Origin of the sequence: Arthrobacter sp. NicSoilB8, assembly GCF_019977355.1 — a bacterium.
Lineage (GTDB): Bacteria > Actinomycetota > Actinomycetes > Actinomycetales > Micrococcaceae > Arthrobacter.
Genome location: NZ_AP024655.1, coordinates 2570901 through 2585304, shown reverse-complemented (window position 1 = coordinate 2585304; position 14404 = coordinate 2570901). Strand labels below are relative to the sequence as shown.

Here is a 14404-nt window from a genome sequence, read left to right as displayed (position 1 = left end):
TGGCATGTTGTGTGGATCACACTACCCAAAACGTTTCGGCAGTGTCAAGGGACGCAGTGTCATCGGGCAGCGCCGAAGGCGCGGCGGAACCGCCGGGGATGCAAATGTGCAGTGAGAATATGCCGCCAACAACGAGCTGCGGACCGGCTCAATGGAGAGCCGGTCCGCAGCACGGATGGGGTCAGCGCGGGGTGGGGTCAGCCAATCAGCTGGCCGGAATCCCTCGACGGGTCAGGCAGAGACCCGTTCCGCCAGCTCGGTGCGGGCTTCGCGGACTGCCGGCACGCCGTCACCCTCCTGGCCGTACAGCCAGTCGTTGTACTGGAAGTCGTTGTCCTTCCGGCTCTTGAAGAGCAGGTTGCGCAGCGTCCGGGCCAGCCCGGAGACGTGCCAGGATTCGCCCCAGATGCGGGCGGTGCGCTGGACCCGGGCGGTGCGGCCGGCGCGGATGCTGTTGAACTCCCTGATCGCGCTTTCCCATGCCTCCGGGTTCACGCCGTCCTCGGTGAAGACGGTGCCTTGGCTCGCGTCCTGCAGCACGGCGGCGTCCTCGAGCGCCTGGCATGCACCCTGGGCAAGGTACTGGAGCATCGGGTGCGCGGCGTCGCCCATCAGCACCATCCGGCCGGCCACCCAGTTTTCGATCGGGTCGCGGTCGTACATGGGCCAGCGGATGCCGGTGGCCAGGTTCTTCAGCGCCTCCTGGACGGCGGGGACGCAGTCCTTGTATGCGGCCTCGAGCTCGTCCACTCCCCCGTACTGTTCTTCGCCGCGCTCGAAGGAGGCGGACTTGAACACGGCCACCGTGTTCAGCAGCTCGCCCTTGCGCAGCGGGTACTGCACCAGGTGGCAGTCCGGCCCGAGGTAGACAATGACGTCCTCGAGGTCCGCCTTGGGCGTGTTCTCGGTGATCGGCACGGTGCCGCGGTAAGCCACGTAGGCCGAGGGAACCGGGTGATCGTTGGCCACGAGCGGGCGCAGCGTGGACTTGAGCCCGTCTGCGCCGATCACGACGTCGGCCTCGTAGTCCACGCCGGCGGCGGTGTGGGCCACGCCGCGGCCATTGACGGTTTCAACACTTTCGACCATGACGTCGTTGACGAGCTTGACGCCGGCGGCTTCACAGCCCTCGAGCAGGACACGGTGGAGGTCGCTGCGGTGGATCACGACGTACGGCGCACCGTAGCGTTCCTCGAACTCTCCGCCGAGGGTCTGGCGGGTGAGCTCCTCGCCGGTGACGGCGTCGCGGAAGACCAGGTGCTTGGGCTGGACACCGATTTCCAAGGCCTTTTCCAGCAGGCCCCAGCGCTTCAGCACGCGGGAGGCGTTGGGGGCCATCTGCAGCCCCGCACCGACCTCGCCGAATTCGGGCGCCCGCTCCACAAGGGTGACGTCGGCACCGTTTTCACGCAGCGCGAGGGCTCCGGCCAGTCCGGCCATTCCCCCTCCGATGACGAGGACATCGGTGGACGTGGCGTGCTTAGACATTGCTTGCTCCTGTTGATGAGGTTGAGATGGAGAGTTTTGATTTGAGTTTGAGCCCGACGGCGGCCAGCAGGACCGCCGCGATGGCTGCCGCACCGGCGAAGGCCAGGAAATTCGAGTTGACGCCCAGTCCGGCGGCCAGCAGGAGGCCGCCGATCTGGGGTGCGGCGACGGCGCCGATGCGGCCCGTCCCCAGTGCCCAGCCCAGCGCGGTCCCGCGCAGGTGTCCGGGATAGTGGCTCGCGACGGCGGCGATGATGAGGCACTGCGTGCCGTGGGTGCCCACGCCGGCCAGGACCAGCATGAGGTAGACAACCGTCACCGGCGGTCCCGTCACCAGCACCACGAGGGCACCGGCGGCGACGGCAGCCGCGGCGATCGCCGTCGGAATCGGACCGAAGCGGGTCCCGGCCCAGGCCGTGATGACCGAGCCGGCCACCGCACCCAGGTTGAGGGCCAGGGCGAAGGTCAGGGCGGAGCCGAGGTTGTAGCCGGCCAGCTGCATGAGGTTGGGCAGCCAGGTTCCCAGCCCGTACCAGGCGAACAGAGTGGCGATCGTCGCAAGGGCGAACAGGAAGCTGATCCCCAGGTACGGGGCACGGAGCAGGGAGGAAAAACCGGCCGGTTCCTTGAGCGTGCGGCCACTGCCCGAGGTTTTGCCGGCTGCTTTCCGCGCTGCCTTGCCTGTTGCCTCGCCGGTGACGGGGGCGAGGGTCTCCGGCAGGTATTTCAGTCCGAGCGGCACCACGATCAGCAGTGCGAGCACGGCCACCAGGAACATCGACTGCCAGCCAAAGGCCGGAATCAGCTGGATGCCGACGAGGGCGGCGATGGATCCGCCGATCGGGACACCGGACATCATGAGGGTGGCGATCGTGGACCGCCATTTCGTGGGGACCAGTTCGGCGACGAGGGCGTTGGCCGAGGGCACCAGGCCGCCGAGTCCGATGCCGGCCAGGAGCCGCAGGGCGCCGAACACCGCGGCGCTCGGCGCGAAGGCGCAGAGGATGGTGAAGAAGGAGAAGACGACGGCGCAGCCGAGGATGGTCCGGCGGCGTCCCCAGGAGTCGGCCATCCGGCCGGCGAAGATCGCCCCGATCATCATGCCGACGAAGGCCATGGAACCGATGGTTCCGGCGGTGGCCTTGGTCAGGCCCCAGCCGGTCTCGGAGATCAGGGAGGACTGGACGGTGCCGTAGACGATCAGGTCGTAGCCATCGAAGACCACCAGGAGCCAGCAGACGAGGACGGCAGCTGCCGAGCTTTTGGAAAACCGCGATGCAGGCCCATCAGCGGCGGTGGGGGCGGGAGACCCCGGCGATAACCGTTGCGGCGCTGCAACAGGTGGTGTGTGATTCATCCCACTACTGTCATGGCCGTCGCGGGTGAACCACAATACAATTCTGATGTGCAGAACACGCCAGCATCCAGATCAGCCCGGAAGCCCGTCCAGAAGCGGCCCACCTACTCCATCGAGGCAGTCGACAATGCGCTGCAGCTCCTGCAGCTGCTCCGCGACGGCGGCGCGCTCCGGCTCAAGGACGCTGCCGCGGAGCTCGGAGTGGCCCCGTCCACGGCCCACCGTCTCCTGGCGATGCTGGTCTACCGGGGGTTCGCCGTCCAGGACGAAACCCGGCGCTATGTGCCCGGGCCGGCCATGGGGGTCGGGCCGGCCGGGCTGAGCTGGACCAGGCAGCTCCGCTCACTCGCCCAGCCGCACATGGAGCTCCTCTCGGCGCAACTGAACGAGACCGTCAACCTGATGGTGCGGGTGGGCACGAAAGTGCGCTTCCTGGCCACGGTGGAAGGGAACAACGTGTTGCGTGTTGGTGACCGGCAGGGGACGGTGATGCCCGCCAACAAGACGTCCGGCGGCAAGGCCATGCTCGCCGAACTGGAACCCCAGATGATCGACCAGCTCTTTCGCAGCAACAATGCCGAGATTGGCGGGGACACCATTCCGGCCGCGGAATACCCAGCGTTCCTGCGCGAGCTCGAGTCCACCCGCAGCAACGGCTTCGCGGCCAACTTCGAAGGCACAGAGGAGGGCGTGAGCGCCCTCGGGATGGCCCTGCACAACCGGCACGGGCACGTCGTCGGAGCGCTCAGCGTCGCCACTCCCGCGACCCGTTTCCGTCGGGTGTTCGACGCCGGACTCGTCACTGCCCTGCGCGAAACCTGCCGGCAGCTGGAGATCGATATCGCGGCAAACCCGGCCGAGCCGGAGTGACCACGCGGCCCCGGGCCCGCCGCGCAGGGAGACTCGCGCCCCTCCGGCCCAACTGACTCGCAGCAGGGGCCGTTATGAGCCCTCAAAACGGCCCCTGCTGCGAGCCAGTTGGGTGGAGGGGCCGGCAGGTGCAGTCCGCCAATTCTGACTAGCAGAATATGTTGGGGGTCACACGCCGGCATCCGTAGAGTCGAACTACGCCAAGAAACTGTTCTGACCTACCGAGGAGGCCCACGTGTCCATCAGCGCCGAGAACACGACTCATGAATCAGTGGCCGCGGGGCACACTGCTCCCGAGCCGACGCCCGAAGAAGCCGCCCAGCTCAAGGAGCTGTACCGGGATTTTGACCGGGAGAACCTGATCCCGCTGTGGACCGAGATCGCGGACCTGATGCCGATGGTCCCGTCGCCGAAGGCGGTGCCGCACGTGTGGCAGTGGAGTGATCTGTATCCGCTGGCGGCCCGTGCCGGGGATCTGGTTCCGGTGGGCCGGGGCGGGGAACGCCGGGCCATCGCGCTGGCCAACCCGGGCCTGGCCGGCACGCCGTATGCGACCCCCACGCTGTGGGCGGCCATCCAGTACCTCGGTGCCCGCGAGACCGCCCCGGAGCACCGGCACTCGCAGAACGCGTTCCGCTTCGTCGTCGAGGGCGAAGGGGTCTGGACGGTGGTGAACGGGGACCCGGTGCGGATGTCCCGCGGCGATTTCCTGCTGACGCCGGGCTGGAACTTCCACGGCCACCACAACGACACCGATCAGCCGATGGCCTGGATCGACGGCCTGGACATCCCGTTCGTGCACTACGCCGATGCCGGGTTCTTCGAGTTCGGCACCGAGCGCGTCACCGACGAGGCCACCCCGGACATCTCCCGCTCCGAACGGCTCTGGGCCCACCCCGGCCTGCGGCCGCTCTCCGGGCTGGATGACACCACGAGCTCCCCCATCGCGGCGTACCGCTGGGAATACACGGACCGCGCCCTGACCGAGCAGCTGCTGCTCGAGGACGAGGGCCACCCGGCCACCGTGTCCCAGGGCCACGCCGCCGTCCGCTACACCAACCCCACCACCGGCGGGGATGTGATGACGACCATCCGGGCCGAGTTCCACCGGCTCCGCGCCGGCGCCACCACCGATACCGTCCGCGAGGTCGGCTCCAGCGTCTGGCAGGTCTTCGAAGGGACCGGTTCCGTGGTCCTGAACGGCCAAACCAGGACCCTGGCCAAGGGCGACCTCTTCGTCGTCCCGTCCTGGGCCGCCTGGTCCCTGCAGGCCGACACAAGTTTCGATCTTTTCCGCTTCAGCGACGCCCCCATTTTCGAACGGCTGAACTTCAACCGCACCTACATCGAAGGACGCACCAAGTAATGAGACTCCTCACCCTCCGCACCGGGAACGGCACCACGAAGGCTGTGCGCCAGGACGGCGACACCCTGACCGAGATCGACGGCTTCGCCGACGTCGGGGCGCTGCTCCGGTCAGAAGGCTGGGAAGCGACCGCGCAGAACGCGAACGGCGCCACGCACCCGCTCGAGGGCGCAGACCTCGACGCCGTCGTCCCCTCCCCCGGCAAGATCATCTGCGTGGGCCACAACTACCGCAACCACATCAAGGAAATGGGCCGGGAAGTCCCCGAATTCCCCACCCTGTTCGCCAAGTACCAGGAATCCCTGATCGGCCCCAACGACGACCTGGCCCTCCCGCAGGAATCCGACGCGGTCGACTGGGAGGCCGAACTCGCCGTCGTGATCGGCAAAAAGGGCCGCCGGATCAGCGAATCCGACGCCCCGGCCCACATCGCCGGCTACGCCGTCCTGAACGACGTGTCCATGCGCGACTACCAGTTCCGCACCATCCAGTGGCTGCAGGGCAAGACCTGGGAAAAGTCCACCCCGTTCGGACCGGCCCTGGTCACCAAGGACGAGTTCACCGCCGGCCCGCTGATGACCTCCGCGGTCGACGGCGACATCCAGCAGCAGACCCCCACCGGCGACCTCGTCTTCACCCCCGAATACCTGGTCTCCTACATCTCCACCATCATCACGCTCAACCCGGGCGACGTCATCGCCACCGGCACCCCCGGCGGCGTGGGCCACGCCCAGGACCCGAAGCGCTACCTGCAGGAGGGCCAGCTCCTGGTCACCACCATCGAGGGACTGGGACAGCTGAAGAACCGCGTCATCAAGGAAGCCTGATGGTTGCCCGCCACGACCAGACGAGCGACCCGGAGCTGCTCGCGGCCCTGCTGCAGGCGCGCCGGGGTACGGCGTTCTTCGCCCGCAAGCTCAACGAGCTCAGTGACGCGGAGCTCGACGGCGACTCGCTGCTGCCGGGCTGGACCCGCCGCCACATCACCGCGCACATCGGCTACAACGCCCGGGCCATCGCCCGGCTGGTTGAGTGGGCGGCCACCGGCGTCGAGACCCCGATGTATCCCTCCACCGAGGTCCGGGACCATGAGATCGGCTTCGGCGCCACGCTGAGCCCGATCGCGCTGCGGCACCTCTTTGACCACTCCGCCGTACACCTGAACGTCGAATGGCGGGACCTGCCCGAGGACGCGTGGCACCACAAAGTCCGGACCATCCAGGGCCGCGAAGTGCCGGCCACGGAGACGGTCTGGATGCGCAGCCGCGAAGTCTGGATGCACGCCATCGACCTCGACAACGGCGCCAGCTTCCGCGACATCCCGGCACCCGTCCTCGAACGGCTCCTGCGCGACATCACCGGCGCCTGGAAGACCCGCGGCACCGACAAGGGGCTCGTGCTCCGGGTAACGGACCAGGCCCTCACGGTCGGGGACACGACGTCGGACTCCCCCACGGTCGTCTCCGGACCGCTGGCGGCAGTCGTCGAATGGGCCGCCGGCCGCGGCAGCAGCGGCGTCACCGCCACCACCACCGGACCCGCAGGATCCAACGGCACTGCAACATCAAACGGCAGAGTTCCGGCCGCACCGAAGTGGATCTGAGCACGTCGGTGCCACAGTGTCAGCATTAAGCCAGGAAAGCCCCCTCATCGAGGGGGCTTTCCCGGTTTAACGACCGTGTGACCTCCGCGCCGCCCTGCCCGTGAGGGGCCGGGGCGGCACGGAGGCCGGTGTCAGACCAGGTGGACGACTGGCGCGTCGCCCTGTGTTCCGGTGAACTTCCCGCGGTCGATGGTGATGAGGGCCAGGGCAATCGGCACGATCAGAATTGCGACGCCCGCGGCCCAGAAGAAGACCAGGGAGTAGCCGGCGGAGATCGGCACCGGAGCCGCGCACATCTTCGCCGAGATCGACCAGCCGGACACCAACTTCATCCTGCGCCTCTGGGACTACGCCCCCAACGGCAGGCGCCAGCTCATCACGAGCGGCTACCTCAAGGCCTCGCACCGTGAGCTCGACGAGAGGAGCACCGAGGGCAGCCCGATACACCCGCACACCCGCTCCGTCCCGGTGGCGCCCGGCACCATCGAGGAATATGTGCTGCGTCTCTACCCGTTCGCGAACACCTTCAGGCCCGGCCACGCGCTGACCGTGGAACTGTCCAATGGCGAGCCTCTCGCCGACGAGCACAACGCGCTGCTGCCGCCGGATGCCTTCCACCTGCCCGTAGGCCGTCCCGTCACCCACAAGATCTACCGCGACGCAGCCCACCCCTCCCGGCTGGTGCTGCCGTTCACCGCGCGCACGCGGGCCGAAGGACAGGCAGCCAACAGCCAGGCGGATTGATCCCGGCGGGCCGGCCCGCTGCCTGCCGCTCCCCCGGTTTTGGTGCGGCAGCGGCCGGCGGAAGCCTCAGGCGCCGACGTAGGCCGCGAGGTGCTGTCCGGTGAGCGTGGCACGGCCGGCGACGAGGTCGGCGGGCGTGCCCTCGAAGACGAGGCGGCCGCCGTCGTGACCGGCGCCGGGGCCGAGGTCGATGATCCAGTCGGCGTGCGCCATGACCGCCTGGTGGTGCTCGATGACGATCACCGATTTGCCGGAGTCGACCAGCCGGTCCAGAAGGCCGAGCAGGTTCTCGACGTCGGCGAGGTGCAGGCCGGTGGTGGGCTCGTCAAGGACGTAGACATCGCCCTTTTCGGCCATCTGGGTGGCCAGCTTCAGCCGCTGCCGCTCGCCGCCGGACAGGGTGGTGAGCGGCTGGCCGAGGGTGAGGTAGCCGAGGCCGACGTCGGCGAGCCGGTCCAGGATCCTGTGGGCGGCCGGCGTTTTCGCTCCGCCGTCGTTGAAGAATTCCTCAGCCTCGGTCACCGGCATCTCCAGAACCTCGGCGATGTTCCGGCCGCCCAGCCTGTACTCCAGCACGGACGCCTGGAAACGCTTTCCCTCGCATTCCTCGCAGGTGGATTCGACGGTGGCCATGACGCCAAGATCCGTGTAGATGACTCCGGCGCCGTTGCACGTAGGGCAGGCGCCCTCGGAGTTGGAGCTGAAGAGCGCCGGCTTCACACCGTTGGCCTTCGCGAACGCCTTGCGGATCGGGTCCAGCAGCCCCGTGTACGTGGCGGGGTTGCTCCGCCGCGAGCCACGGATCGCGCCCTGGTCGACCACCACCACGCCGTCGCGGCCGTCAATCGAGCCGTGGATCAGCGAACTCTTCCCGGAGCCGGCGACACCCGTGACCACGCAGAGCACCCCCAGCGGAATGTCGACGTCGACGTCTTTGAGGTTGTGCATCGACGCGCCCCGGATCTCCAGGGCGCCGGAAGACGAACGCACCGCATCCTTGATGGCCGCACGGTCGTCGAGATGGCGGCCCGTGATCGTGTCACTGCCGCGCAACCCCTCCACGGTGCCCTCGAAGCAGACGGTGCCGCCCCCTGTTCCGGCGCCGGGGCCGAGGTCGACGACGCGGTCGGCGATCGCGATCATCTCCGGTTTGTGCTCCACGACGAGGACGGTGTTGCCTTTGTCCCGCAACTGGAGCAGCAGCGCGTTCATCCGCTCGATGTCGTGGGGATGCAGGCCGATCGACGGCTCGTCGAAGACGTAGGTGACGTCGGTCAGCGAGGAGCCCAGATGACGGATCATCTTGGTGCGCTGCGCCTCTCCGCCGGACAGGGTGCCGGCCGGCCGGTCGAGCGAGAGGTAGCCCAAACCGATCCCCGTGAAGGAGTCGAGGATATGCTGCAGCCCGGTTAGCAGCGGGGCCACCGACGGCTCGCTGAGACCCCGGACCCACTCGGCCAGGTCGCTGATCTGCATGGCGCAGGCCTGCGCAATATTCTTCCCGTCGATCTTCGAGGACAGGGCCTCCTGGCTCAGCCGGGTGCCGCCGCACTCGGGGCAGGTGGTAAAGGTGATCGCCCGCTCGACGAAGGCGCGGACGTGCGGCTGCAGGGCGTCGACGTCCTTGGACAACATGGACTTCTGGATCTTGGGGATCAGGCCCTCATAGGTGAGGTTGATGCCCTCGACCTTGATCTTGGTCGGCTCCTTGTAGAGCAGGTCGTCCAACTGCTTCTTAGTGAATTTATTGATCGGCTTGTCCATGTCGAAGAAGCCGGAACCGCTGAAAATGCGGCCGTACCAGCCGTCCATGCTGTAGCCGGGGATCGTGAGAGCGCCTCCGCTGAGGGACTTGGTGTCGTCATACAACGCGGCGAGGTCGAAGTCGGTGACCGAGCCCATCCCCTCGCAGCGCGGACACATGCCGCCCTGGTAGACGACGTCGCGCACCACGTTCCTTTCGACCCGGCCGCCCTTCTCCGTGCTCATCACGCCGCTCGCCTTGCGCGTCGGGACGTTGAAGGAGAACGCGGTGGACGGGCCGATGTGCGGCTGCCCGAGCCGGCTGAAGAGGATGCGGAGCATGGCGTTGGCGTCGGTGGCGGTGCCGACGGTGGAGCGGGGGTTGGCGCCCATCCGCTCCTGGTCGACGATGATCGCCGTCGTCAGGCCTTCCAGCAGGTCAACGTCCGGCCGCGCCAGCGTCGGCATGAAGCCCTGCACGAAGGCGCTGTAGGTCTCGTTGATCATGCGCTGTGATTCTGCGGCGATCGTGTCGAACACCAGCGAGCTCTTGCCCGAGCCGGAGACGCCGGTGAACACCGTCAGCCGGCGCTTCGGGATCTCGAGGCTGACGTCCTTGAGGTTGTTCTCGCGGGCGCCCTGCACCCGAATCAGGTCGTGGGTGTCGGCAGCGTGCTGCTCGGGCGACTCCGTGTCCGTCCCCGTGGCCATACTCATGGTGTCTCCATCTGTCAGTGGGGCCGCCTTCGCGGTCTCCCTCGGTGTCGCTGTGCTCTATCTAACCAGCCCGGGATCTAACCAGCCCGGGTCCTAACCAGCCCGGGTCCTAACCAGCCCGGGTCCTAACCAGTCCCGCGCCGTCAGCCCGCGCCGGGAAGGTCGGCGCGTTCGGCGCGGGCTCAGCGCGTCTGCGGGGATGGCTCTTGAATGCGGATCAGATTGCCGGCGGGATCGCGGAAGGCGCAGTCGCGGACCCCATACGGTTGCTCGGTCGGTTCCTGGACCACCTCGGCACCGCCGGCCTGCAGCCGCTCGAACGTACCGTCGACGTCGGTGGTGGCCAGGAGGACCCTGGCGTAGGTGCCCTTGGCCATCATCTCTGCGATGGTGCGGCGTTCGTCGTCGGTGACGCCGGGGTCGGCGGCTGGCGGCTCGAGGACGATCGAGGTGCCCGGCTGGCCGGCGGGGCCGACCGTGATCCAGCGCATCCCGCCGTATCCGACGTCGTTGCGGACCTCGAATCCGAGGATGTCGCGGTAGAAGGCGAGGGAGGCGTCCGGGTCGTTGTGCGGAAGGAAACTTGAGTGAATTGAGATGTCCATGGCGTTCATGCTAGTTGCGGCTCGGGGGCGGGCGCTTCTCGATTCCTGATCGGTCTGGTCACCTGTTTCGCCACGCAGGACGGCATCCCCGCCGTCGCCTGCGCCGCCTTGCGCCGGTAGACGCTCGGCGGCACTCCCACCAGTTCGGTGAAGCGGCTGCTGAAGGTTCCCAAGGACAGGCAGCCCACGGCGAAGCAGACGTCGGTGACGCTGAGCTCGCCGAGACGCAGGAGCGCCATCGCGCGCTCGATGCGCCGCGTCATGAGGTAGCTGTAGGGTGACTCGCCGTAGGCAAGGCGGAACTCGCGGCTGAGGTGCCCGGCCGACATGTGTGCTCCACGGGCCAGGGCCTCGACGTCGAGCGGCTGCGCGTACTCCCGGTCCATCCGGTCGCGGACACGGCGCAGCCGCGCGAGGTCGAGCAGGCGCTGTTCGTCACGTCGCTCTTCGTCACGGCGCTGTTCGTCTCTTTGCTGTGGCTCCGGTAGCAGCTGTGGATCGGTGGCGGGCATGCGTGTCACATGTGTGATGGTGCTACGCCGCGGCGGTGTTGTCCAGTGCGGCAGGCACCCCCGAATCTCCGGCCGATCCATTGTCTTTAGCGGCGGGCTCGCTGAGAATGAACCATGACGGTCAACCTGAGGTCTCTGGAAACTGCAGTCCCGCCAACCATCCTGATCCAGCCCGAGGCCAGGGCCGTGTTCGCCGCCCAGCCGGGCCTGACGCGGCTCGGTTCCCGGCTCGTCAACACGTGCTTTGACTCGGCAGCCATCGACACCCGGCACACGGCGGTCCAGGAACTCACCACAGAGAGCCGGGCACAGGATCCCCAGTTTTTCGACCCTGCCACGGGCCTGCTGCTCAGCCCCAGCACCAAGGTCCGGAACGACATCTTCGCCACGGAGGCCACCAAGCTCTTCATAGAAGCCGCCCAAAAGGCGCTCGCCGCGTGCCCCGGCGTCGACGTCCCGGACATCACCCACCTGGTCACCGTTTCCTGTACCGGATTCTTCAATCCGGGCCCGGACTACAAGATCGTCCGGGCCCTCGGCCTGAATCCTGCCGTTCAGCGCTACCACCTGGGATTCATGGGCTGCTACGCCGCCTTCCCCGCGCTCCGGGCCGCGAAGTCCTTCTGCGAGGCCGATCCCGAAGCGGTGGTGCTGGTGGTCTGCGCCGAACTCTGCTCGCTCCACGTGCGGACCTCCAATGATCCCGACACCATCATGGGATCGGCACTGTTTGCCGACGGTGCCGCCGCAGCCATCGTCACCGCCCGGGACATCCCCGGCGAACCCGCGCTGCTGCGGCTGGACCACTTCGAAACCGTCCTGACACCCGTCGGGGAAGAATCCATGGCGTGGAACATCGGCGACGAAGGCTTCGAAATGGTCCTGGGCAACTACGTCCCGCACATCATTGACGACCACATCATCGGCGCCCTCGAGCCGCTTTTGTCACGGGACAGCTCGTTGCACGGGCTGCCCTACCGCGACATCCAGCACTGGGCGATCCACCCGGGCGGCCGAAGCATCCTGGACAAGGTCCAGTCCAGGCTGGACCTGAGCGATGAACAATTGGTCCCCGCCCGCGAAACCCTCCGAAACTTCGGCAACATGAGCAGCGCCACCGTCCTGTTCGTCATCAGGCACATCCTGGACCTGCCGGCCGCCGACGACGGCCAGAATGGCACGGGCGACGCTGCAGTCAACCCGGGTGAGCAGCGGATCTGTTCGATGGCCTTCGGTCCGGGCCTGACGGTGGAAACGGCGCTCTTCACGCGGCTGCAGGCTCCACGGGGTGCCACCCCGGCTTCCGGCTCAGAAACTTCCGCCGCCGACGGCGCCGGGGCGGAGCCGGCGCAGCCAGTATCGGTGCGGGCCTGAGAGCGGGCCACACTGAAATCCTTCAGCGCCAACCCCTTCGGCGCCAATCGGGCGGGCCTCTTGGCCAGCTCTGCACGGCTCCGCGCGGCCCTTCTGCGGGACCGCGCGTCCGACGCCGTGGAGGAAATGGACCTCCCCGGCTGTGATCCCGCCCGGCTTGAGCGGACCTATGCCCAGTTCGCGCTCGTCAACCGCGCGGTCGCCGGCTGGCGAGGCATCTACCGGACCTGGATGCGGCCGCGGCTGTCCACGGATTCCCCCACGTCCCTGTTGGACATCGGGTGCGGCGGGGGCGACGTTTCCGTGTTGCTCGCCCGGTGGGCCGCCCGGGACGGCCTGCGCCTCCAGGTCACTGCCATTGATCCGGATCCGCGGGCCAGCCTGTTTGCCCGGGGCCGCCACGCGTCGGCGGGCGTCACGTTTCGGCAGGCGGCCGCCGTCGAGCTGCTCGACGAGGGCCGGAAGTACGATCTCGTGGTCTCTAACCATGTGCTGCACCACCTTGACGGGCTGGCGGCGTTCCTGGCGGAATCGGCCCGGCTGTCCCGCGGCACGGTGATCCACAACGACCTCCGCCGCAGTCCCGCGGCCTATGCCCTCTTCTTTGCCGGCTCCTGGGTGTTCACCGGCTCTTACATCCGGCAGGACGGGCTGACTTCGATCCGGCGAAGTTTCACCGCCGCCGAGCTGGCCGCCGCCGCTCCCCCGGGCTGGACGGTTGCCCGCCGTGCTCCCTTCCGGAACCTGTTGCTGCTGGACCGCGCGTTCGGCGACCACGGGAAGGGGCCGGTGTCCCGTGGCTGATGTGCTGATCATCGGTGCCGGCCCGGTGGGACTGTTCATGGCCGCGCTGCTGCTGCAGGACGGTGTGGACGTGCAGGTCCTGGAGCAGCGGAGCGCCCCGGATCCCCATTCGCGGGCCATCGGCATCCATCCTCCGGCGCTGGCCGCCCTTGCGCGGGTAGGTGTCGGCGAGGCTCTTGTGGCCGAGGGCGTGCGCATCCGCCGCGGAATCGCCGTGGCCCGCGGGAAGACTCTCGCCGAGATGTCCTTCGCGGGTGTCTCGGACCGTTTTCCGTTCATCCTGTCCCTGCCGCAGGGCCGGACGGAGGCGCTGCTGGAACGGCGCGTCAATGAGCTCGACGACGGCGCCGTGCACCGGGCCGTCCGCCTCACGGGACTGTCCGACGACGGCGCCACAGTCACCGTTGACGTTGTCACCCCCCGCGGTGCCGTCCGCTGCGAAGCGCAGCTGGTCATAGCGGCCGACGGCGTGCGCTCCACGGTGCGGGCCCTGCAAGGCATCGCCGTACGGGTTAAGGACTATCCGGACAGCTACGTCATGGGAGACTTCGCGGACGGGACCGGTTTCGGTCCGGACGCCGCGCTGTTCCTGGCCGGGGCCGGCATCGTGGAGTCCTTCCCGTTGCCCGGTCAGCTCCGCCGTTGGGTTGTCCGGCTGGGCGCCGGCGACATCACTGCAAGCGACTCCACAGGTGGCCTCACTGACGGTCCTCTCAGCGCTGGTGTTTTCAGCGCTGGTGTTCTCAGTGCCGACGGCCACCGCGCCGATGCCCGCTGGCTCATGCAGCGCGTGCGCGAGCGGACCGGGGTAGAGATCGACCCCGGCACCAACAGCATGCTCAGCAGCTTCGGCGTCCGCACACGCCTGGCCCGCCGGATGGTGGCCGGCCGGACCGTGCTGATCGGGGATGCTGCGCATGAGGTCAGTCCCATCGGCGGCCAGGGCATGAACCTGGGCTGGCTGGATGCTGCTGCGCTGGCACCGATCGTGGCGGCGGCGGTGCGCGGCGAGGATGTGGCGGGGAGGCTGCGCGCATTCCAGCGGACCCGGCTGAGGGCCGCTGCCAGGGCCGCACGCCAGGCCGAAATCAACATGGCCCTGGGCCGGCCCCTCACAGACGGCCTCTTGGCAGTGCGAAACACGGCCATCGGGGGCGTGGCTGCCGTCCCGGCCGTGAATTCCCGGATCGCCCGCCGGTTCACGATGCACTGAGCTGAGCT

The 14404-nt window shown here is 68.1% G+C and carries 14 protein-coding genes; 8 read left to right on the top strand and 6 right to left on the bottom strand.

What is annotated here, in order from left to right:
- Window positions 1-231: 231 nt before the first annotated feature.
- Window positions 232-1488 (bottom strand): FAD-dependent oxidoreductase, encoded by a 1257-nt coding sequence (locus tag LDO15_RS11580; protein ID WP_223978966.1) that lies wholly within the window; start codon window positions 1486-1488, stop codon window positions 232-234.
- Complete coding sequence (locus LDO15_RS11575; protein ID WP_223978965.1) at window positions 1481-2845, bottom strand: aromatic acid/H+ symport family MFS transporter; 1365 nt, start codon at window positions 2843-2845, stop codon at window positions 1481-1483. Before LDO15_RS11575 ends, LDO15_RS11580 begins: the two co-directional genes overlap by 8 nt.
- Before the next feature lie 48 nt (window positions 2846-2893).
- Here LDO15_RS11575 and LDO15_RS11570 point away from each other — a divergent pair, with 48 nt between their 5' ends.
- The 4 genes from LDO15_RS11570 (at window position 2894) to LDO15_RS11555 (ending at window position 6684) form a co-directional block, all read left to right on the top strand.
- The gene (locus LDO15_RS11570; RefSeq protein ID WP_223978964.1) at window positions 2894-3715 is read left to right on the top strand and encodes an IclR family transcriptional regulator; all 822 of its coding nucleotides are present in this window, start codon (window positions 2894-2896) and stop codon (window positions 3713-3715) included.
- 235 nt (window positions 3716-3950) lie between these two features.
- Window positions 3951-5081: a cupin domain-containing protein gene (locus tag LDO15_RS11565; RefSeq protein WP_223978963.1), complete on the top strand. Its 1131-nt coding sequence runs from the start codon at window positions 3951-3953 to the stop codon at window positions 5079-5081.
- On the top strand, window positions 5081-5908 hold the full coding sequence (locus LDO15_RS11560) for a fumarylacetoacetate hydrolase family protein (RefSeq protein ID WP_223978962.1): 828 nt from the start codon (window positions 5081-5083) through the stop codon (window positions 5906-5908). Before LDO15_RS11565 ends, LDO15_RS11560 begins: the two co-directional genes overlap by 1 nt.
- Window positions 5908-6684 carry a maleylpyruvate isomerase family mycothiol-dependent enzyme gene (locus LDO15_RS11555; protein ID WP_223978961.1) on the top strand — a complete coding sequence of 259 codons (777 nt, stop codon included), beginning with the start codon at window positions 5908-5910 and terminating at the stop codon, window positions 6682-6684. The genes LDO15_RS11560 and LDO15_RS11555 overlap by 1 nt, the downstream gene beginning before the upstream one ends.
- Before the next feature lie 131 nt (window positions 6685-6815).
- On the opposite strand, the gene LDO15_RS11550 is transcribed toward LDO15_RS11555, so the two are convergent.
- A complete protein-coding gene (locus LDO15_RS11550) occupies window positions 6816-7016 on the bottom strand; it encodes a hypothetical protein (RefSeq protein WP_223978960.1) in 201 nt (66 codons plus the stop codon).
- Here LDO15_RS11550 and LDO15_RS11545 point away from each other — a divergent pair.
- A complete protein-coding gene (locus tag LDO15_RS11545; protein WP_223987297.1) occupies window positions 6958-7428 on the top strand; it encodes a CocE/NonD family hydrolase C-terminal non-catalytic domain-containing protein in 471 nt (156 codons plus the stop codon). The two genes, LDO15_RS11550 and LDO15_RS11545, sit on opposite strands and share 59 nt — an antisense overlap.
- Window positions 7429-7494: 66 nt before the next feature.
- Here the strand turns inward: LDO15_RS11545 and LDO15_RS11540 are convergent, their stop codons facing one another.
- The 3 genes from LDO15_RS11540 to LDO15_RS11530 form a co-directional block, all read right to left on the bottom strand.
- A complete protein-coding gene (locus LDO15_RS11540; protein ID WP_223978959.1) occupies window positions 7495-9888 on the bottom strand; it encodes an excinuclease ABC subunit UvrA in 2394 nt (797 codons plus the stop codon).
- 182 nt (window positions 9889-10070) lie between these two features.
- Window positions 10071-10502: a VOC family protein gene (locus LDO15_RS11535; RefSeq protein WP_223978958.1), complete on the bottom strand. Its 432-nt coding sequence runs from the start codon at window positions 10500-10502 to the stop codon at window positions 10071-10073.
- Window positions 10499-11005, bottom strand: coding sequence for a helix-turn-helix transcriptional regulator (locus LDO15_RS11530; protein WP_223978957.1), 507 nt, complete (start codon window positions 11003-11005; stop codon window positions 10499-10501). Before LDO15_RS11530 ends, LDO15_RS11535 begins: the two co-directional genes overlap by 4 nt.
- A 114-nt stretch (window positions 11006-11119) precedes the next feature.
- On the opposite strand from LDO15_RS11530, the gene LDO15_RS11525 reads away from it, so the two are divergent.
- The 3 genes from LDO15_RS11525 to LDO15_RS11515 all read left to right on the top strand — a co-directional run bounded on the left by LDO15_RS11525 (window position 11120) and on the right by LDO15_RS11515 (window position 14396).
- Complete coding sequence (locus tag LDO15_RS11525; RefSeq protein WP_223978956.1) at window positions 11120-12379, top strand: type III polyketide synthase; 1260 nt, start codon at window positions 11120-11122, stop codon at window positions 12377-12379.
- Between the two features lie 126 nt (window positions 12380-12505).
- Window positions 12506-13183, top strand: a complete 678-nt coding sequence (locus LDO15_RS11520; protein ID WP_263428389.1) for a class I SAM-dependent methyltransferase — start codon at window positions 12506-12508, stop codon at window positions 13181-13183.
- On the top strand, window positions 13176-14396 hold the full coding sequence (locus LDO15_RS11515; protein ID WP_223978953.1) for an NAD(P)/FAD-dependent oxidoreductase: 1221 nt from the start codon (window positions 13176-13178) through the stop codon (window positions 14394-14396). Before LDO15_RS11520 ends, LDO15_RS11515 begins: the two co-directional genes overlap by 8 nt.
- The last annotated feature ends 8 nt before the right edge of the window (window positions 14397-14404 follow it).

Bases quoted from the DNA above. Each gene is read 5' to 3' on its own strand.
- LDO15_RS11580 (WP_223978966.1), bottom strand. From the start codon at position 1,488: ATGTCTAAGCACGCCACGTCCACCGATGTCCTCGTCATCGGAGGGGGA.
- LDO15_RS11575 (WP_223978965.1), bottom strand. From the start codon at position 2,845: ATGAATCACACACCACCTGTTGCAGCGCCGCAACGGTTATCGCCGGGG.
- LDO15_RS11560 (WP_223978962.1), top strand. From the start codon at position 5,081: ATGAGACTCCTCACCCTCCGCACCGGGAACGGCACCACGAAGGCTGTG.
- LDO15_RS11555 (WP_223978961.1), top strand. From the start codon at position 5,908: ATGGTTGCCCGCCACGACCAGACGAGCGACCCGGAGCTGCTCGCGGCC.
- LDO15_RS11550 (WP_223978960.1), bottom strand. From the start codon at position 7,016: ATGAAGTTGGTGTCCGGCTGGTCGATCTCGGCGAAGATGTGCGCGGCT.
- LDO15_RS11540 (WP_223978959.1), bottom strand. From the start codon at position 9,888: ATGAGTATGGCCACGGGGACGGACACGGAGTCGCCCGAGCAGCACGCT.
- LDO15_RS11535 (WP_223978958.1), bottom strand. From the start codon at position 10,502: ATGAACGCCATGGACATCTCAATTCACTCAAGTTTCCTTCCGCACAAC.
- LDO15_RS11530 (WP_223978957.1), bottom strand. From the start codon at position 11,005: ATGCCCGCCACCGATCCACAGCTGCTACCGGAGCCACAGCAAAGAGAC.
- LDO15_RS11525 (WP_223978956.1), top strand. From the start codon at position 11,120: ATGACGGTCAACCTGAGGTCTCTGGAAACTGCAGTCCCGCCAACCATC.
- LDO15_RS11520 (WP_263428389.1), top strand. From the start codon at position 12,506: ATGGACCTCCCCGGCTGTGATCCCGCCCGGCTTGAGCGGACCTATGCC.